The organism is Pseudomonas vanderleydeniana (assembly GCF_014268755.2).
In the GTDB taxonomy this organism is placed as follows: Bacteria; Pseudomonadota; Gammaproteobacteria; order Pseudomonadales; family Pseudomonadaceae; genus Aquipseudomonas; species Aquipseudomonas vanderleydeniana.
In genome coordinates this window covers 3,262,094-3,280,496 of record NZ_CP077093.1, presented here as the reverse complement: position 1 = coordinate 3,280,496, position 18,403 = coordinate 3,262,094, and the positions used below count along the sequence as shown (strand labels likewise).

Sequence of the window (18,403 nt, the reverse complement as noted above, 5' to 3'; positions counted from 1 at the left end):
AAGAGCGAGTGCTCACTCCAGGGTTCAGCCAGCGCCATCACTGGCGGCGGCAAGAAGCGGCACCAGAACATCGCTGATGGGCGTCGCAATGCCGTGGACCCGGCCGCGACGCGCGATGATGCCGTTGCGGATGTCCCACTCCAGTGGCCGACCGGCTTCGCGATCCGTCAGGATGGAGGTACCCATGTCGGCCGGGAATGCCTGAAACGTGTCGAGAATGGCCCGGGGCACCTCATCGCCCAGTTCAACACCCTCGGCACGTGCCACGGCCAGACACTCCTGCAGATAGTCCAGGGTGAGCCTGGAAATGTCGGACCGGTTGAACATTCCCGCACGACGATGCGTGAGTGCCATGAGCCCGGCCACCGCATTCTGCATCAGCTTGCGCCACGCCAGGGCGTTGAAGTTCGAGGCCAGCTCCACCGAGCACCGGGTGCCTTTCAGTGCCTGCGCCACCACCTGGGAAGCCGAAGTGTCAGGCAAGCTGATGCGCACGTTGCCACGCAAGTGCACCGAACCGTCGGCTTGCGCCTGCGCAGGGAACCACACGACAGCGGGAACGACCCGCGCCTGCGGGCAATGCGGGGTGACGCTCTCCAACTGCTCGATGCCGTTCTGGAGCACGCACACGACAGTGTCCGGACCGCTCAACGCCGCCAGCCAGGCTGCCGCCGCCGCGGTTTGAGTCGCCTTGACCGCGAGAAAGACGAGGTCGACCGGCCGATCAATCCCTGCCGGATCCGTCTGAACCGGACCAGGCACAACGACAAGGCGACCCCTATCGCGCAGCGTCAGGCTGTCGCGGGGAGTACGCCCACACAGCAACGGAGTACGGCCGACTTCGTGCAGCGCTGCGGCGATCGTGGTACCGATCGCACCGGGCCCCAGAACCGCGACGCCTGCTTCAGCTTTTGTGGTCATTGACGAGGACTCCTTCAGGTTTGAGGTGGAACACCTGCTCATCGGGTGATTGTGCTATCAACCACGCAACTGTAATGTATTACACATGACTAAAGAAATTGGTAATTCCATTACAGGCGGTGCCGAGCGATTGGGACAATTGATCGGCAGCATTCAGGCACGCAGCGGCGATCTCGCTGCCAGCGAGGCGAAAGTCGTCGCGGTCCTGCTCGCCGATCCGTTGTTTGTCGGTGCAAGCACTACCGCACAGGTGGCCGCCCGTGCCGGTGTCTCGCCGCCCAGCGTGATTCGCGCGGTGCGGGCAATCGGTTTTGGCGGATTCGCCGAGCTGAAGATCGAGATCGCCCGTGCCCGCGGGACCACCCAATTCTTTGCGCCACCTGAAGCCCTCGCCGCGAACGCGTCTTCGGCCGCCGTGCTGGAGACGTCCATCCGAGCAGGCACCGACGCCCTGACCGCGCTCGGTGGCGCCCTTGAGCTCGCAGCGCTCGAGAGGGCAATCGATACGATCCTCTCTGGACGCCAGGTGATTGCCTTCGGAGCCGGCCCCTCCTCCACGGTCGCCGCCGATGCGGTCTTTCGCCTGCGTGCGGTCGGCGTAATGACCATCGGCATTGCGGACCACTTGTCGGCCATGATCGCCACACGCCTGCTGGGCCCCGGTGATGTTGTCATCGCCGTCAGTTCGACCGGTCGCACCTCATCCACGCTCGCCATCGCCGATGCCGCCGCCTCTGCCGGGGCTTCGGTCATTGCCATCACCAACCAGTACGGCACACCCCTGGCAAACCTCGCGGATACCGTGCTGGCGGTGGGCGGTGCGCCGTTGCCGGCGCAGATGGCGGCAGCGGGCAGCAGGCTGGCCCAACTCGTGGTCGTTGACGCGTTGGTCGCGGGTATCGCCCTGCTCGATCCGGAGCGCAGCCGTCGCGCAGAGCGGGCAGGTATCGACCTGCCCGATATCGACTGATGAGCCCAGCGACTGTCGGGCTCGTCCTCACGGCGGCGACAGCCCATGCACTGTGGAACATCGCCTCCAAATACAAGCGCGAAGACACCTACCTGTTCGTCTGGGCCTACACTTGCGCCTCGGCGCTGCTAGGCGTGCCGATCGGCGTTGCGCTCATGCTCAACGGTGAGCAGGTGCTCGACTGGCGGCTGCTGGTGGGCTGCGCCGTCTCGGCGACCTTGCATATCGTCTACTCCCTCATCCTGCAAGCCGGTTACGCGCGCGCAGAACTGGGCGTGGTGTATTCCGTCGCACGCGGCACAGGCCCCATGCTGACGATGCTGTTCGCGGTTCTGCTGCTGGGGGAACGGCTCACTGCCGTCGCGATATTCGGGGCCTTGCTCATCGTCGCGGGCATTCTCGTCGTGGTCGGCAATCTGTTCAGGCACCCGAGCAATCCTCCCCTACCGGGCGTGCTGTGGGGAGCGGCGACAGGCGCAACCATTGCCAGCTACACCCTTTGGGACAGTTATTCGGTCACTTCGTGGCACCTGGCGCCGCTGAACTATTACGCCGGCACACTCCTGCTGCAAACCCTGATCCTGACGCCCCTCGCCTTGCTGCGACGGCAGCGGATCCCTGCCGTGCTCCGTGCTGACGCAGGGCCAATCCTCATCGTGGCCATCCTCTCCCCACTGGCCTACATCCTCGTGCTCACAGCCATGCAGAGCGCGCCGGTGGCACTTGTCGCGCCTCTGCGCGAGTCATCCATCGTGATCGGCTCTTTCCTCGCCTACTGGCTCTTTCACGAGGGCCACCTCGCGCGCCGGGTCACCGGGGCCGTGATCGTGCTGATCGGCATCGTGGCGATCAGTCTTTGATGTCTGGGCCGTAACACACGCCAGAGGCCAACGTGTTTGGCGTAGTCACCGCACCCAGGCGATGCTACCGCTGCTGCGCCAGGTGCCCGCATGAGTCCGAGGGGGAAAGCAGATCGATCTTCAGCGCTCGAATCCCCTGCGAGGACTGAAGGCATAGGCCAGCCCTCCAATCAGGATGAGCGCCGCCGAGAAGGTAAAGATCTCGCTGTAGATCGACGCATCGGGCAAACCGCGATGCAACCCATCGGCCGCGATCAGTCCATAGACCCAGGAGGCAAAGGCGGAGCCAAGGAACACGAAGCCATTGAGCAGGCCCAGCCCGCGACCTCGGAAGGAAGGCTTGAGCAAACTCCGGGCATGCGACATCACCAGCGGATGAAGCACCCCGACCGTCGCCAGCAAGGCCAGCAGGCCCACGTCGGTGACCACTCCTGCCTGCGGCCAGATCATCAAGGCGATGGCGGAAAAGAACGTCAGCAGCGTCCAGTTCAGGACGGTTGAGCGCACGGCATAGCGCTGGACCAACCCGGACATCAGCCCGGCCGCCGCAAAGGCGCCGACACTCAACACGGCCAAGGCCAGGCCTCGAGTACCGATATCCAACGCGAAGACACTGGCCAGGTACGGACCTCCCCAGGCGTTCCTGAATGAGGTGCCGGCAGCCATGGCGATGCACATCGGGATGATCGTCCACAGCGCCGGCATCGCCAGCAGGCTCAGACTGGCCCGCACCATTTCGGCCGGACTCTCGGTGTGCTCGAGGGATTGCCCCTGGTCCTTCACGCTACGCCAAACGCTCGCCGTGATGAAGGCAAAGACCAGCGCAGCGATTGCCATCGCCGGACGCCAGCCAATGCCCTCTATGACCCATCCAAGGGGGGCGGTCGCGCACAGTGCGCCGAGCATGCCCAGTGCATTGGTCCGACTGATGAACGGGACATAGCGATCAGGCGGCAGCACTTCAGCGGCGTAATGCATCAACCCCATGAAGATGGGCGCGCAGGCCAGCCCCAATCCGGCCTGGGCCAGCATCGCCGTGAGGCCGCCAGGGGCACACACGAAAAGCGCCGCGCTGAAGACCCCAAGGGCCATCAGCACCCGTGTCGGCCCGCCTACCCCATAACGGTCAAAGGCGATGCCGACAGGGATCTGTGCAATTCCGAAAGAGAGGAAGAAGCAGGATGACAGCAGGCCGAAACCCGCGGGTGACAGGTGCAGGTCCGCCTGGATTTCAGGGGCCATGACCCCGAGGCAGGTCCGGAAGAACTGGCTCAGCAGGAGCGCGCACGTCAGGGCCGTCAGGCCACGGGTTGAGGCTGGGTTGTTCATCGTCACCTGGTTGTCGGCCCCCGGCATCGACCTGGAAGGTGCACGCGAAGCGGGGAAATTGTTGTTCTTGTCCGTCGCGCCAGAACCGGGGGACCGTCGCTGGAAGTGGCGAGACAGAGCATGGCGATTGTACCGATTTCGGCCATCTCCGACGCACCGATCACGGAGAGCAATGCTGACAGATTCATTTTCATGCCCTGCCTTGCTGTCAGGTGTGAATCTGATCCACTGCCTGCCCGGTGCTCTCCACAACGAAGTGCAGCCTCTGTACTCGCCAATGGCTTGCAACGACAGGGACTGGGGTGTGACGATGAATAATGAGTATCGCGCTTGACCTGAAAAATGGGGATAGATTTACTTTTACGGCTCGCCGAATCGATAAAAATAGGTCTGTCCCGAATGGCACTTACTTAACGTCTAAGTGCCTGAGCTAAAAGCGAAAAATGAAGAAGGGCTGATCTTGGTCTACGGTGATAGTTGCGAACACACACCCAGCACCAAGGATGCAGCCCCTCATGAATCCTAGACGCCAGATCCTCCACCATCAACGACAACGTATACGCCGACACACCACGAGTTGTGATGCCCCAGCCTTTTTCAACCTGCTCACGACCCCTCAGTTCCTGCGGCGGGTCGAGTCGATCTTGCCGGTGCATCGGGACCGACTGTTCCCTCCGACTGAAACACTATCCATGTTCCTGGCCCAGGCCCTGAGTGCCGATCGCTCCTGCCAGAATGCCGTCGATGAGCTGTCCATCAAACGGGCCTGCGGTGGCTTGAAACCCAACAGCACTCGCACAGGGGCTTACTGCAAAGCCAGGCAGCGCTTACCGGTCGAGATGGTTTCCACATTACTTCGAAGTACCGGCTCTTCGATCAGTGATCAGGCCATAGCGTCCTGGTGTTGGATGGGGCGCCCCGTGCGCCTGGTGGACGGTACGACGGTGACCATGCCCGACACGTCAGCCAACCAACGCGCCTACCCGCAATCGCGCGGTCAGAAAGTAGGTCTCGGTTTTCCGATTTGCCGGGTTGTCGGTATCGTTTGCCTGGCCAGCGGTGCCGTCCTGGATGTCTCCTTGGGGCGCTTTCGAGGCAAGGGTGGTGATGAGCAGACACTCCTCAGGTCGATGCTCGATACGTTGAAAACGGGCGATGTCCTTCTGGGGGATGCCTACTACGCGACCTATTTCCTGCTGTGCGAGTTACAGCGCAAGGGTGTCGATGGCGTGTTCGAACAATATGGCGCCAGACGACGTCGGACTGACTTTCGCCTGGGCCAACAGCTGGGGCCGGAAGACCATTTGATTGAACTGAAAAAGCCCGAAAAAAGGCCACCCTGGATGGGACAAGCCTTTTACGAACAGGCACCAGAGCGCCTGACGGTTCGAGAATTGAAGGCTGACGGCAAGATCCTGGTCACTACGTTATGTTGCCCAAAGCGAACTCCCAAGGCCGCCCTCAAGGTATTGTTCAAAGGGCGATGGCATGTCGAATTGGATTTGCGCAATCTCAAGGCCACACTCGGGGTTGGGCAGTTGAGCTGCAAGACACCGAGCATGGCGGTGAAGGAGCTATGGATCTATTTCCTGGCGCACAATCTGATCCGGATGATCATGGCGCAATCAGCGTTGCTGGCCGATTGCTTACCCCGTGAGCTGAGTTTCAAGCACAGCCTTCAGCTCTGGTTGGCTCTACGGCAATACGGCAGTGCTGCCGAGGAGGAAGACATGTCCAATTTGTTCATGCTGGTTGCCCAGCGACGTGTTGGAAACCGCCCAGGGCGGATCGAGCCTCGGGCGGTGAAACGAAGACCTCAGGCCTATCCACTCCTGACCAAGCCGCGTCGGTTCGCCAGGGCGGAGGTTAGAAAATACGGGCACCCGAAACATGTTAAGTAAGTGCCATTCAAATCCGTCCCCGTTTTCGGTCCCCGTTTTCGCACTGAAGCTGTCAGAACAGCAAATGATTCAAAGAATAAATACACCCAACTTTTCATCGTTTTTTTAAAAATTTTAGAAACACTCTCTTAGCCACCAATTCCCTTTAGAACATCGCCCACGTTTGACACGAACCAAGAAAGCTCCTCTTTAGACTCGCAATCTACCCTCCCCGATATCTGAGAGTTATTAAATCTATCCATGACCGCCCCCATACAGCTGGCTAGAACCTTAATTTCACTCTCAGATATTCTAGCATAGTAAAGTGTAACGCTAGCTATACACTCCTTCCTGATAAGATCCATTCAAAATACCTCAACTCAAAATTAAAAACCAAAATTAGCAGACCACCATTTCCCGCAAGCAAAACAAAAACCTTACAAGCTATAGTCAGCACATCAAGATCTAAACCTATCAGGCAAATACTCAAGACGTTCCATACCCCTTAAAAGACCAACCAAATCATCATAAAGCCCCAACAGCTCCAACTTAGTTTCCCCTCCTGTCACGGCAACAACGTCAACATCAGAAAACTCCTCAATCAAAACACGAAGGCAATCCGCATACACCATGAACTCACCTTCAGAAAACCTGATATCAAAATATACCTCTTCACCTACGCGCTCTTTCTTCAGAACATCCATAAATCACCACTTTATATATTCAGAGAATTTTTCACTAAACCCATTCAGCTCTTCCTGGGTTGGCCTAACCCATTCCCCTCTCTGAATCCGCCGATTGGTATTATTACTGTTATTTTCAAATGTAGTAACCAACTCGCCATCCTGCTCCAAAACATGGATACGACCATTTGCCCCCTAACAATCCAACGCCCATCATCTTGAAAGGAAAAACGGGGACGGATTTATTCTCCCGAGTCTCGCTTCGGCCGCTTCGGAATTCGTTTCAACAATACTCTCCACCTCGCCCACGAAACGATCTGTTCCTGTCAACTGGCCTTGTTGCAGAGCATTATCGGAGAAAATAAATCCGTCCCCGTTTCTCCAGAGAAAATAAATCCGTCCCCGTTTCTCCGGTTTCTGTTGTAGCCAGTGCATGAGAAAACGGCTTCGACGGGTTCAACCGATCAGGTTGAGTTGAAGGACAAACCCTGCCGTTAAAAACAGCAGGGCGTGGTGGCTTTTAACCTTGACTTGAGACCGACTAATGGGCGTCCCCGTTTCTGCAAATTTATTTTTCAGCAGTAAAAAATAAATCCGCCTTCGTTTCCCCTAACCCTCTACTTTCTTTTACTTTTTTCAGAAAACACCACATCAAACCCGGAAGACTCGCAACTCTCGAAACCATACGCCACTTCCCCATCAGCAGAAAAAACCATGAACCGCCCATTCACAACATCGGACACATGAACATAATCACCAATAGCAACATCCGTCCCCAACTCAACCGCAAGATACTTTGCGAGACTACCTAGCGACTCACCATATAACTCAAAATAGCAATAGCACACAACAAGAGTTTTGTAGCCTACTTCACTGACATTCAGCCTAACTCCGACCAGATATTGCTGCTCAGAAGGTTCAGCGCCCCAAAACTCATCAATCTCTACAACCCCCCCAACTGGGATACCAAAATAGCTTGAGAACAGAGCAGAGACTCTCTTCATATCAAGCTCTTTCCTGATAGAAATCTCAAAAATTGAAATAGTCATTTTCTGCTATTAAACAAATTTATTAATTTTTGACCAGAACCCTCGCTGAGGCCCGGATTACCAGCTCGCAACATACCTTCATATGCCCTTAGCGCGCCACCCTGAAGACCTCCATTCCTGACCATATCCACATACAAGCCGAACTCAGCCTGAGTTAATTGCACTAGCCCAGGCCCTGTCCTTGGGAATATGGTAGAGCTTCCAGGGTGCGTCCCATAAACTCGTCCCGAGGAAGTCAGAATATCTCCACTACTGAGAAGGGAAGCCTTTCCAGCATTAATCTCTGCTAGATCGACATTCAAGTCAATATCTCCCAACGCAACCGTTTTAGGCGTGGTTCTGTCTCCCCCACCAAACCGTGTAGAAGCAGTTATGGTATTGACGCTATGAGCTCTAGAAACAGTTGCAGGATCCTCCGGAGTGAAAAATCCTTCATTTTAACAACATCTGCTCCAACGCCGCGGTCCTTTCCAGTGTAATTTTGCCAGTCGGGGTGGTAAGGATCGGCTTTCATTTCCTCCGATACCTTAGTCGCCCCTCCTACTTCTTTGGCAACCACATTACCTACCGCAGCCTTAAGCCCAACTATATTCAGAAGAGCTTGCGCAAACCAACCGATTCGCTCCCCTGTGGTTGCCTCCTTTTCGGTAACCGGGTTAGTCACACCTGCCGCCATCGAAAGCTGGCAAGCAATGCCAATCGCTCCCATACCACCGCAGCCCTCCGCAAAGGACTCTGCAGCAACTCTTTTCAGGTCTAACGTAAGATCACTAACCGTCTTCGCCTCGTTTGCAACCCCCACCAACGCCTGTTCCTGGCTCGCATACTCCAGACGCCACTCATCCCCTTGCGCGGTTTTCACCGATTGATTCGTGACAACACAGAACCCGTTAGGAGAGTTCTTGCACATGATGATCTCGCCAGGGTAATGATCAACACTGCTGGCCCTGGTCATGTCGCTGTCTTCGCTGACGACCTCATGCTTGAGCTCGCTTTCCGCTTTTTTGCGCAAATCTTGGATATCCGCAGCCAACCGGCTGCACTCTTCCGATGAAACGCCCACACAATTGGCGTTGTATTCGCTCTGTTTCTTATCTAGATCAACACCTTCTATGAAACTCAGATGGTTGTTCTCTACCGCATTCTTTGCCGCTCCAGCAGCAGCAATCGCGTTCTGCAAACCACCAGCCGCCAGCCCACCGGCCAGGCCACCAGCAAGCGTCGACAGCGCCGAAACCGTCTGTTTCTCCGACTCGGTCAACTGATCAACAGACTTATTCGGGTACAGTTGCTTGGCGATGTATTCACCAATGCCCGCACCGGCCAAAGCCGAGTTGCCTTGCGAGCTTGCAAGCACTGCTCCCCAGACGGCATGCGCCATCAGGTTTGCGGCGTCGTCACCTTTGGTGGCCTCCTTGATGCTCTGGGCCACATAGGGCGCCGCCGCCCCCGCCAGCGCACCACCGATGTTCCCGCCCAGAACACCCTGCACAACTGCGCTGACCGCCTGGGCTGCCTTCTTGAAGCTGCTGCCCACGCCATAGTTCTGGCTGACCTGTTGAGCGATCTGCTCTCCAGTTGGATTGGCGTTGCCCTTATCCAGCAACTGTTGCCGGGCAGCCTTGTACTCCTCGCTATTCGAATCCCGAGCCGCCTCCATCTTGGCCTTGGCAATCGCATCCGAAACACCATTGACCAACTCCACGGAACTGCGAATCAGCTCCATGCGCTCTTCCATCGCCTTCTTGTCAGGCCGGTCGAGCTTTTCGTTGGCATTGGCCGTATCGCGACTCAAGCCCACCAGGTCGTTGGCCCCCTCAGCGTTACGGACGACGATGGTGCCCTCACTGACGGCGCTACGGGTCTTGCTGCTGTCCGAATCGCTGAGCGACATGCCGAACATCCCGCCCAGGCCGGCGCTCGAAGCACCAGCGCCAAAGCTGGCCGAACCGCTGACGCTGACAGAGGTGCTCTTGATCTCGCTCTTGTTCTTGATATCACTGGCAATTAGACGATCGGTGCTGAGCAGGTTCTTGTCCGCCGTCGCATCGCTGGCAATGACCGCCCCTTGCAAGGTGGTGTTATGACCGACATAGATGTCGTAGCCACCGGCACCCGCAAACAGTCCGCTCTGATCCTCGACCGCCTGGTAATTGCTCTTCATGTTGCCGGCGGCAAGGTTGGCCGACACCACGACCGGCACGCCATAGCAGAACGGAGGGATACAGATGCTGCCGCCGATACCGGCGCTGCCCTGCTTGTTCTTCTCGGTCTCGGAGTCCTGGCGCGAGGCGATGTTGAGGTTGCCCTCAACCAGCGCATCGATCGACTTGGCCCGTACCTGTGCACCCGCCAGCGTGGTGTCATTGCCGCTGTGCAGCGTCAGCGCACCGGTGTCCAGCGTGCTGTTGACCTGGGTAACCGAACTGCCGGTGCCCAGGCTCTTGGCGATCTGGGCCCCAAGGTCCAGGGTGAAGCCATTCTGCTGGCCGATGTTGAAGCTGGCGCCAATGGCCGTCCTGTTGTTGGAGCTGTTGTTGGCCCAGTTCGCGGTGTTCTGCGCACTTTCCAGAACGATGTCCCGCTTGGCAGTCAGATCGGTGTCGGCTGCCTTCAGAGTGCTGCCGATAACGTGGATATCACCGGTCGTCCCCGCCGCCTTACCGGTCGCCTCGATAGCCAGGGTCTGCCCCACGTTGAGCGAGCTTTGCTTGGCGGTCTGGCTCTCATACTCACTGGTGCTTTTGCTGTGGGTGTTGGCGATCTCGGTGCCGATCTTTATCAGCGAACCGTTGGCCGAGGTGCCACCCTGTTTGTTGGCGTAAGCGTCCGCACTGTCGGATACCGAACTCCCCATACCTCCCAGGTTGTAGGCAGCTAATGCAGCCTGGGCCAGCTTCACCGCCTTGAGCTTGGGATCATCGGCATTCTTCGCCGCCTTGACCGCACTACGGATAGTGTTGACGCTGTCCACGACAGAGCCGCCAATCACCCGGCCAACCGCCAGGCTCGCAGACTTGTCGGTAGTGCTCTGGCTGGCACTCTCCATCCCGGCAGCGATACTGACGCTGGAGCCGGTCAGGCTCATGTTCTTGGGAAACGAGGACGGATTTATTTTCAACCTACCACGCCGAAAAATAAATCTGTCCCGTCTCCTGCACGCGACGTGAGGCGACGGTAGCCGAACGCGTAAGTCTTCCAGGTTCGACTCCTGGACAGAGCACACCCCGATGCGGACGAATGCACACTGCGAAAGCGGCCCCTGCACCAACGCAACAAAGCAGAGGCAGCGTGTAAGTCGGAGTGCCCGACCGTAAATCAACCGGAATATCCATGAATTCTTCCAGTGGGCGCGTAGTCTTTTATTCCGTGTCCCCAATAGGAGGCTTGTGATCTTCTTTGGTATTTGCAAAACACTCCTTCATCAGTCGGCTCCTCCTGTAATCATTCGGCAGCTCAACAAAGTGTCCAAATTTGCAGTTTTTTTCGTTGACGATATAGGCGGGATTCTCAGGCCAGAACAAAAAAATCATCATCAGTAGAAACATGGATTGCAGTCCTTTGCGCATTTTTGACCGGCCTTATAACAATCGCCGAATCCAATAGCAACCCACCTGCCAGTCATTGGTGAGCGCGGCGACATCAAGGACAAGAACAGTCGAATCCAGGGCACCTAGGGACTGAATGGGTGTCCCCGTTTCCACCGTTTCCATGTTGACCACCGCCCCCGAACTTTGAGCGAAAGAAGGCCCAAAGCTCGGCGGCTTTGATTGCTCGGATGCTGAGGATTGGTGAACTGTAGAAAGCAAAAAGCCCAACTTAGGGTTGGACTTTGCGCGCGGAAAAACCAAAAAATAACACGAACTCCACAGACAGGGACTTCGGTTGTCAACTGGTTATTTTAAGACTTCGCAATTTTCGAACATCGGTACTTTGGCTACGTCACCATTGCCGGTGCAGACTACCGAAATTTGCACACCTTTCTTGAGCGATGCGAGAGAGGCCATGTCCGATTTTTCAAATTTGAACTGCGGCCCCAAATACGGGTTAGTGCCCGCAAGTACCAGGTACGGTTTCCCGAGGAAATCAGTATTGATATCGGTGATGCGTCCGGACACCTTCACGCGCTTGCCCTTGTACTGCATGTCAGCAGCAACAGTGTTGTCTTCGTAATCTTGGGAGACTTTCGTCGACGTGTAAGCCTTAAGTGGTTCTGCCTGGGCCGACTGTTTAGGAGCCGAACCTTGTGTACTAGATTGGGCTGCCCTTTCCTTGTAGGTGTCATAACTGGTTTTTGAAATCGAGCCCATGCCAATCAACGAGAAAAGACACAGAGCCATCCAGAGGAGACCGACAATGCGCGCAAAGGTCGAGTGCCCCTTTCTCAGCAGCATCCAGCCAAACAGCAAGGGGAACAACAGAATTCCAAGCCCTAGAATAAACCCTACTTGCCGCTTCTGCGGAGCCGTCACTGCAACTGCTTCGTTCATTTCGCTCTCCATGGCGATAAGATTGGGCGGCATTCTAAACCACTCCTATCAAATTGCCAGCACCTTCACCCAAGCCCCAAAAGGCAGTGATCGCGCCACAGAACGGTGCATTTTGATTTTGTGGCGCGGATTGATGATCATGCGGGATATCAAACGCTGCTTTGGATCAAGGAACGATGCCCGGACTACTCACTCTGCGGATCTGCCTCACGATATGTGCTCTTATCGGTCTCCTACCCGTTACCGCCCTTTTCATCTACGGCACCCTGGCAGTCTTCATTCCACTGCTTTTCACTGATCTGCCAGCGAAAGGGATACTGTGGGTACTTAGCGTCTTTGGGGTGTCCGTTTTCAGCCTGTGGTCGGGCTGGAAAATCTATGCCCGGGCCATGGCAGAAACCCCAGCCCTCAGCAGAAAATGGCTCTTCCTCGCTGGAGCCATCGCCTCAACCGCCTGGGGAGCGGTCATAGGCTGGGGCATGTGGGGCAAGATGCCGCAAGCTTTACCATTCTTCATGATGCCCGGCGTCACTTCCTGCCTGATGCTCTCGATAGTCAGTTGGCGATGGAAGAGAAACAGAGAATCACAGGCTACTGCGATACCCGATTGAGGGCCTCATCAGCCTTGTCGGCGGCCTGGTTGGCGGTGGTCGCAGCCTTCGATGCCTTTGCCGAGGAGGGAACGACTGGCGCCTGGCCTGCGACCTACTGCTGAGAGTTTGGCGAGGACTACAAGCGCTATACCGCGGAGGTACAGCCATGATCGCCCTCGCCTACATGGCCCACTTGACGAGCATGAAATCAGGGTCATGCCTGGGCTCAAGAAAGGAACCCATGACGACTACGTGAAGGGATTGAGGCAACTGAGGAAGGCTTTTGAGGGTGCTCCAGTCGAGGCCATTACCACCCAGGTGCTTGCCCAGTACAGGGATGGCAGGAAGGCAAAGGTTCGCGCGAACAGGGAGCTGGCCCTGCTCTCGACGATATTCACCCACGCGCGCGAATGGGGCTTCACGACGCAGGCAAACCCGTGCCTTGGGCTTCGCCGAAACAAGGAGGTGCCCCGCGACTTCTACGCCGGCGAGGCTGTGTGGGATGCTGTTTATGCCGTGGCGCCTCAGGAGCTGAAGGATGCTCGGGCACTCGAAAGAAGAGATGACGAAGAAGGTGTACCGCCGCGTTGGCGAGATCGTCAGCCCGACCAAATGACGCCGAGTTGCGGAACTGCTGCCTTTAATTGCGGAACACTTCAGTTTTTGCAGGCAAAGAAAAAGCCCCGTAAACTATTGATTTACGGGGCTTTGAATAGTGGAGGCCGAGGTCGGAATCGAACCGGCGTAGATGGATTTGCAATCCACTGCATAACCATTTTGCTACTCGGCCTCAGGGTCGAATCGAGCGCCCTTGCAAGTCTGACTTGCCGCAACTCCTTGATTCTTCAGCGATCGCTACGTTGCCGTCCGTGCTGATGGCGCGCATTATGTCCTAGTTACATGACACTGGCAACCCCCTGAATTCTAAATATTTTTTATTTTTTCAGATCAGCCCTCGCCCGCCTTCCGCACCGCCAATTGCACCAGCCGCGCCGCCAGGGCCTTGGCCTGGATCGCTACGTCGGTCACCGCCGTACTCTCCCACCACATCCCCCGCAATGGCGGGCCCATGGCAAACAGCCGGGGCGAGGTTTCACCCTCGGCATCCACCACCGCACCACCAGGATCAGCCGCAATCCCCAAGGCCAATGGCCCCGGTCGGATCAACCCACGCGCCAGCAGTTGCTGCGGCAATGGCCGATCGACACGACGCCAGTCGTATTCGATACCGGTGGAGTTGATCAGGCCTACACCGCTGACCGTCACGGTCTGCGCTTCACCCCGTGGCCGGAGGGTGATGCTGACCTGCCCGTCGCGCACTTCAACCAAGCCCTTGAGCGAAGCCGCCTCGATGGTCAGGCGCCCTTCCCTGTGCAGGCGCTCCACCAGTTCGGCACTCAACGGCGGCGAGCGGTGGTGGTGGCTCTCCCACCAGGGCCGTACATGCCGTACGAACTGGCGACGTTGAACGTCGGTGGCCTGGCTCCACAGTCGGCCGATATGGGCGCGCACGGTATCCAGCGGTGCTTGCCAGTCGATACCGGCGTCGATCGCCTCGGCACATTGCCGGCGCACTTCGCGCAGCAGTTGCAGCGGGCTGCGGATGCCATGGTCAGCGGCCAGGAAATCGACCCAGGTCGGCGGCTGACGGCGGACATGCGGCAGCAGGCCATGGCGGGAGAAAACACGGATCGGCCCGCGATGGCCGGCCTGCTCCAGGGAAACCACGGCATCGACCATGGTCAGGCCGGAACCGATGATCAGGATCGTGCCCTGGGGATCGAGACGCGACATGGCGGCCACGTCCCAGGGATCGACGGCGGCGGCGTTGAGGCCGCTGGATTGTTTCTGGCGGGTGCGCGCAGCCGGGAACATGCCGGTCGCCAGCACCGCGTGGGCGGCCTGCAGTTGCTGACCGTCAGCCAGCGTCAGGCGAACGCCGTCGCTGTCAGCCTGCAGGTCGACCACCTCACCACGCACATGCTCGGCGGTCGAGCCCCAGGCGGCGCCCTGCTCCCGCGCTTCGGCCAGGCGCTGCTGGACGTAGAGGCCGAAGATGCCACGGGGCATGAACAGTTCGCTGACCGGCACGTGTTGCTGGTCCGATTCGGGCCAGCCGCCGTCGGCGATATAGGCCTCGAGCCACTGGGTGAGGTCGTCGGGGTTGTCCGGGTCGACGCTCATGCGCGCCGCGTTGCCGTTCAGGGTGTGACCCAGCTCCGTGGCGCTGTAGGCCTCGCCACGGCCGAGTTCGGCACGTGGCTCGATGACCAGCACCCGGCGCCGTCCCGGCAGGCGCAGCAACTGCACCGCCAACATGGTACCGCTCAAGCCACCGCCGACGACCAGTACGTCGGCCTGCCCCGCTACCGGCGGGATGGCGTGTGTCGCCTGTCCGCTCAGGACTTCACTCATGCTTCGCTCTCTTGTCAGGGTTTGCCCAGGTAGAAATCCTGCAGGTCGCCCCGGGCCAGCAATTCGTCCGACGTTCCGCTGAGTACCACCCGGCCGGTGTCGAGCACGTGACCGTGGGTGGCATATTTCAGCGCTACGTTAATGTTTTGTTCGGCAATCAGGAAGCTGACGCGCTGCTCACGGTTGAGCTGGGCGACGATCTCGTAGATCTCTTCCACGATAATAGGCGCCAGGCCCATGGATGGCTCGTCGAGCAAGACCAACGTCGGCCGGGTCATCAGGGCCCGGCCGATGGCGACCATCTGCTGTTCGCCGCCGGAGGTCAGCCCGGCCTGGGTCTTGCGCTTGGTTTTCAGGCGTGGGAACCAGGCGTACAGCCGCTCCAGGTCATCCTGCAGTTCGCGCCGGCTCAGGCCACGAACGAAGCCACCGCTGCGCAGATTGTCCTCCACGGTCAGTTGGCCGAACACGTGCCGGCCCTCCAGCACGTGCACCAGGCCATCACGCACGCGCTGGTTGGGCTCCACCGCCAGGCTGTCCTGGCCCTGGAAGTGGATGCTGCCACGGGTGACCTGCGCCCGCTCGGCCCGCACCAGCCCGGAGATGGCCTTGAGGGTGGTGCTCTTGCCGGCGCCATTGGCACCGAGCAAGGCGACGATGCCGCCACGCGGCACGCTCAGGGACACCCCGGACACCGCGAGAATGCTGCGGTCGTAGATCACCTCGATGTCGTCGACCTGCAGCAACGGCGCCGCCCCCGTTTCAATCGCCGGCTGGCCCATGGCTCACTCGCCTGCCGCGCAGGTGCGCGGGGTCAGGTTCTTTTCCTTGGCGAAGGCCGCCGACTTCTCGTCGATCAAGGGGCGCAGCAACGTGCGGTCGGCGGCGATCCAGTCGCTGACCAGGCTCCAGTGCGCGCCATCCCATTGCTGCACCCGGGCCGAGCCGCCACCCTCGTGGTCGCTGCAGGACAGCTTGAGGTTCTGCATCAGCCCGTAGAAGCCCATGGCCTTGAGCCGTGTGTCGTCGATGTCCAGATGCTCCAGGCCCCAACGGCCTTCCTCACCGTGCAGCGGCCGCTTGCCGAACTTGCCCTGGCCGGTGCGAATCGCTTCCACGGCGATGGCGGCGTTCACCAGGCCGGAGTTGTAGTAGACGCTGCCGAAATTGCTCAGGTCCTTGAGGTCGCTCTTGCCCTTGTCGAGGATGTATTGCTTGAGGCGCTTGTGGATCTCGAAGTCGCTTCCCGCCGGGTACGGTGTCAGAGCCAGGTAGCCCTTGGCTGCGGCGCCGGCCGGTAGCACGTCTTCGCTGGAGCTGGCCCAGATGTCGCCGACGATATGGTCGACCGGGAAGCCGAAGCGCGCAGCGGTCTTGACCGCCACCGGGGTCGAGACGCCCCAGGTGCGCAGGAACACCCAGTCCGGATTGAGCTGACGGACCTGGCGCCATTGCGCCGACTGCTCGTTGCCCGGGTCGGCGACCGGAATCTGGATGTTCTCGAAACCGTACTTCTCGGCCAGCAGCTTCAACGGGCCAAGGGTCTCACGACCGTAGGCCGAGTCGTGGTAGACGGTAGCGATCTTCTTGCCCTTGAGCTTGTCGAAGCCGCCTTCGCGCTGGGCGATGTAGTTCACCAGGGTCGAGGCTTCGCTGTAGAAGGTCAGCATTACCGGGAAGTTGTAGGGGAAGACCTTGCCGTCGGTGGCTTCGGTACGGCCGTAGCCGAGGGTGATCAGCGGGATCTTGTCGACCTCCGCGCGCTCGCTGAGGGCATAGGCCGCCGGCGCGCCGTTGGGCTGGTAGACCGCCACCGGCGCGCCATCCAGGCCGTTCTTGAAGCGCTCGTAGCACTCGATGCCCTTCTCGGCCGTCCATTCGGTCTCGCATTCCTGCCACACCAGTTTGACGCCGTTGATGCCGCCCTCGACCTCGTTGATGTAGTTGAGGTAGTCGATCATCCCGGCCCACACCTGCACGCCGCTGGAGGCGTAGGCGCCGACCCGGTAGGTGGCCAGTGGGAAGAACTGCTGGTCCGGCGAGGCCTGGGCCAGGGGCGCCGCCGCGCCGAGGAGGGTCAGGGCCAGGGCGGTGGCGGTCAGTGAACGTTTGAAAAGTGCACGCATGGTCGAATCGGTCTCCAGGGATGGCGGATCGGGAAGTCAGAAGCGCAACGGCCAGTGGCGCAGCCGTTCACGGGTATTGCCCAGCAGGCGGATCAGCCCTTCCGGCTCCTTGACCAGGAACAGGATGATCAGCACGCCGAAGATGATTTTCTGCAGGTTCTGCAACTGCCCGGCGTCCACCGCGCCGCCCAGCAGGGCCTGGCCGAGGTGGCTGAGCAGGATCGGCAACAGGCTGATAAAGGCCGCGCCGATGAAGTTGCCGGCGATGCTGCCCATGCCGCCGATAATGATGATGAACAGGATCTGGAATGAGCGGTTGATATCGAAGCTGCCGGCGCTGGCCGTGCCCAGGTAGGCGAAGGCCCACAGCGCCCCGGCGATGCCGAGGTAGAACGAACTGACGGCGAACGCCAGGCGCTTGTAGCGCGCCACCGGGATGCCGATCACTGCCGCGGCGGTGTCCATGTCGCGGATCGCCATCCAGTTGCGCCCGGTCTGGCTGTTCACCAGGTTGCGCGCGGTCCAGGTCAGCAACAGCACCGTGACCAGCGTCAGCAGGTAGCGCCCCAGCGGCGTGTTCAGGTCGTGGCCGAACAGGCTCAGGCTCGGCGCGGAGATGGTCCCGGAGGAGCCGTAGTTGTAGAACCAGGGAAACTTGACGAACAGCCACTCCAGGAAGAACTGCGCCGCCAGGGTGGTGACCATCAGGTAGAAGCCCTTGATCCGCGAGCTGGGCAGGCCGAACAGCAGCCCCACCAGCGCACTGATCACCCCGCCGCCGAGCAGCGCCAGGGGCAGGCCCAGTTCCGGCAGGCGCAACAGGAAGCCGTAGGTGGCAAAGGCCCCCACTGCCATGAAGCCCGCCGCGCCGACCGAAGTCTGCCCAGCGTAGCCGGTCAGCAGGTTGAGCCCCAGGCCCGCCAGGGACAGCACCAGGAATGGAATCAGGATCGCGCTGAGCCAGTAGTCGTTGCCCACCAGCGGGACCACGCCGAAGGCCAGCACCAGCAGGCCGACCAGGGTCCACGGCAGGCGCCGCTGGACCAGCACCCAGGGTGCCGTTTCAGTGATGACAGGAACAGACATG

At 59.2% G+C, this 18,403-nt stretch carries 14 protein-coding genes, 1 tRNA gene and 1 pseudogene; 5 read left to right on the top strand and 11 right to left on the bottom strand.

All coding sequences use genetic code 11. The features are described 5' to 3' along the window. Positions 1-24: 24 nt before the first annotated feature. On the bottom strand, positions 25-921 hold the full coding sequence (locus tag HU752_RS14845; RefSeq protein ID WP_186685572.1) for an oxidoreductase: 897 nt from the start codon (positions 919-921) through the stop codon (positions 25-27). Positions 922-1,006: 85 nt separating this feature from the next. Between HU752_RS14845 and HU752_RS14840 the strand changes: the two genes are divergently transcribed. Then, positions 1,007-1,891, top strand: coding sequence for a MurR/RpiR family transcriptional regulator (locus HU752_RS14840; RefSeq protein WP_186685570.1), 885 nt, complete (start codon positions 1,007-1,009; stop codon positions 1,889-1,891). Next, positions 1,891-2,751, top strand: coding sequence for an EamA family transporter (locus HU752_RS14835; protein WP_186685568.1), 861 nt, complete (start codon positions 1,891-1,893; stop codon positions 2,749-2,751). Before HU752_RS14840 ends, HU752_RS14835 begins: the two co-directional genes overlap by 1 nt. A 120-nt stretch (positions 2,752-2,871) precedes the next feature. Here the strand turns inward: HU752_RS14835 and HU752_RS14830 are convergent, their stop codons facing one another. Next, on the bottom strand, positions 2,872-4,107 hold the full coding sequence (locus tag HU752_RS14830; RefSeq protein WP_186685566.1) for an MFS transporter: 1,236 nt from the start codon (positions 4,105-4,107) through the stop codon (positions 2,872-2,874). A gap of 488 nt (positions 4,108-4,595) precedes the next feature. Between HU752_RS14830 and HU752_RS14825 the strand changes: the two genes are divergently transcribed. Beyond that, positions 4,596-5,981, top strand: coding sequence for an IS4 family transposase (locus HU752_RS14825; protein ID WP_186685564.1), 1,386 nt, complete (start codon positions 4,596-4,598; stop codon positions 5,979-5,981). A 437-nt stretch (positions 5,982-6,418) separates the two neighbouring features. Here HU752_RS14825 and HU752_RS14820 read toward each other — a convergent pair whose 3' ends face one another. From HU752_RS14820 to HU752_RS14805, 4 genes are all read right to left on the bottom strand, one after another. Further along, a complete protein-coding gene (locus HU752_RS14820) occupies positions 6,419-6,664 on the bottom strand; it encodes a hypothetical protein (protein ID WP_186685562.1) in 246 nt (81 codons plus the stop codon). 596 nt (positions 6,665-7,260) lie between these two features. Next, positions 7,261-7,692: a hypothetical protein gene (locus HU752_RS14815; protein WP_217838505.1), complete on the bottom strand. Its 432-nt coding sequence runs from the start codon at positions 7,690-7,692 to the stop codon at positions 7,261-7,263. 370 nt (positions 7,693-8,062) lie between these two features. Continuing rightward, a complete protein-coding gene (locus tag HU752_RS14810; RefSeq protein WP_225920146.1) occupies positions 8,063-10,780 on the bottom strand; it encodes a hemagglutinin repeat-containing protein in 2,718 nt (905 codons plus the stop codon). Positions 10,781-11,588: 808 nt separating this feature from the next. Continuing rightward, entirely contained in the window at positions 11,589-12,182 is a 594-nt protein-coding gene (locus tag HU752_RS14805) for an OB-fold protein (RefSeq protein WP_186685558.1), read from the bottom strand. A 176-nt stretch (positions 12,183-12,358) separates the two neighbouring features. Here HU752_RS14805 and HU752_RS14800 point away from each other — a divergent pair, with 176 nt between their 5' ends. Together HU752_RS14800 and HU752_RS31760 are read left to right on the top strand one after the other, a co-directional pair. After that, the gene (locus tag HU752_RS14800) at positions 12,359-12,793 is read left to right on the top strand and encodes a hypothetical protein (protein ID WP_186685556.1); all 435 of its coding nucleotides are present in this window, start codon (positions 12,359-12,361) and stop codon (positions 12,791-12,793) included. A gap of 198 nt (positions 12,794-12,991) precedes the next feature. Then, positions 12,992-13,327: pseudogene (locus HU752_RS31760) on the top strand (integrase); the annotation flags it as partial. A gap of 164 nt (positions 13,328-13,491) precedes the next feature. Here HU752_RS31760 and HU752_RS14795 read toward each other — a convergent pair. The 5 genes from HU752_RS14795 to HU752_RS14775 all read right to left on the bottom strand — a co-directional run bounded on the left by HU752_RS14795 (position 13,492) and on the right by HU752_RS14775 (position 18,402). Further along, positions 13,492-13,565 (bottom strand) — tRNA-Cys (locus HU752_RS14795). A gap of 158 nt (positions 13,566-13,723) precedes the next feature. Then, positions 13,724-15,190 carry an FAD/NAD(P)-binding protein gene (locus HU752_RS14790; RefSeq protein WP_186685554.1) on the bottom strand — a complete coding sequence of 489 codons (1,467 nt, stop codon included), beginning with the start codon at positions 15,188-15,190 and terminating at the stop codon, positions 13,724-13,726. 14 nt (positions 15,191-15,204) lie between these two features. Continuing rightward, positions 15,205-15,972: an ABC transporter ATP-binding protein gene (locus tag HU752_RS14785; protein WP_186685552.1), complete on the bottom strand. Its 768-nt coding sequence runs from the start codon at positions 15,970-15,972 to the stop codon at positions 15,205-15,207. Positions 15,973-15,975: 3 nt separating this feature from the next. Further along, a complete protein-coding gene (locus tag HU752_RS14780) occupies positions 15,976-17,316 on the bottom strand; it encodes an ABC transporter substrate-binding protein (RefSeq protein WP_186685550.1) in 1,341 nt (446 codons plus the stop codon). A gap of 36 nt (positions 17,317-17,352) precedes the next feature. Beyond that, a complete protein-coding gene (locus HU752_RS14775) occupies positions 17,353-18,402 on the bottom strand; it encodes a branched-chain amino acid ABC transporter permease (RefSeq protein ID WP_186685548.1) in 1,050 nt (349 codons plus the stop codon). Position 18,403 lies beyond the last annotated feature (1 nt).

Coding starts and splice junctions, on each gene's coding strand:
- HU752_RS14845 (WP_186685572.1), bottom strand. CDS start 921: ATGACCACAAAAGCTGAAGCAGGCGTCGCGGTTCTGGGGCCCGGTGCG.
- HU752_RS14840 (WP_186685570.1), top strand. CDS start 1,007: ATGACTAAAGAAATTGGTAATTCCATTACAGGCGGTGCCGAGCGATTG.
- HU752_RS14835 (WP_186685568.1), top strand. CDS start 1,891: ATGAGCCCAGCGACTGTCGGGCTCGTCCTCACGGCGGCGACAGCCCAT.
- HU752_RS14830 (WP_186685566.1), bottom strand. CDS start 4,107: ATGCCGGGGGCCGACAACCAGGTGACGATGAACAACCCAGCCTCAACC.
- HU752_RS14825 (WP_186685564.1), top strand. CDS start 4,596: ATGAATCCTAGACGCCAGATCCTCCACCATCAACGACAACGTATACGC.
- HU752_RS14820 (WP_186685562.1), bottom strand. CDS start 6,664: ATGGATGTTCTGAAGAAAGAGCGCGTAGGTGAAGAGGTATATTTTGAT.
- HU752_RS14815 (WP_217838505.1), bottom strand. CDS start 7,692: ATGACTATTTCAATTTTTGAGATTTCTATCAGGAAAGAGCTTGATATG.
- HU752_RS14810 (WP_225920146.1), bottom strand. CDS start 10,780: ATGAGCCTGACCGGCTCCAGCGTCAGTATCGCTGCCGGGATGGAGAGT.
- HU752_RS14805 (WP_186685558.1), bottom strand. CDS start 12,182: ATGAACGAAGCAGTTGCAGTGACGGCTCCGCAGAAGCGGCAAGTAGGG.
- HU752_RS14800 (WP_186685556.1), top strand. CDS start 12,359: ATGCCCGGACTACTCACTCTGCGGATCTGCCTCACGATATGTGCTCTT.
- HU752_RS14790 (WP_186685554.1), bottom strand. CDS start 15,190: ATGAGTGAAGTCCTGAGCGGACAGGCGACACACGCCATCCCGCCGGTA.
- HU752_RS14785 (WP_186685552.1), bottom strand. CDS start 15,972: ATGGGCCAGCCGGCGATTGAAACGGGGGCGGCGCCGTTGCTGCAGGTC.
- HU752_RS14780 (WP_186685550.1), bottom strand. CDS start 17,316: ATGCGTGCACTTTTCAAACGTTCACTGACCGCCACCGCCCTGGCCCTG.
- HU752_RS14775 (WP_186685548.1), bottom strand. CDS start 18,402: ATGTCTGTTCCTGTCATCACTGAAACGGCACCCTGGGTGCTGGTCCAG.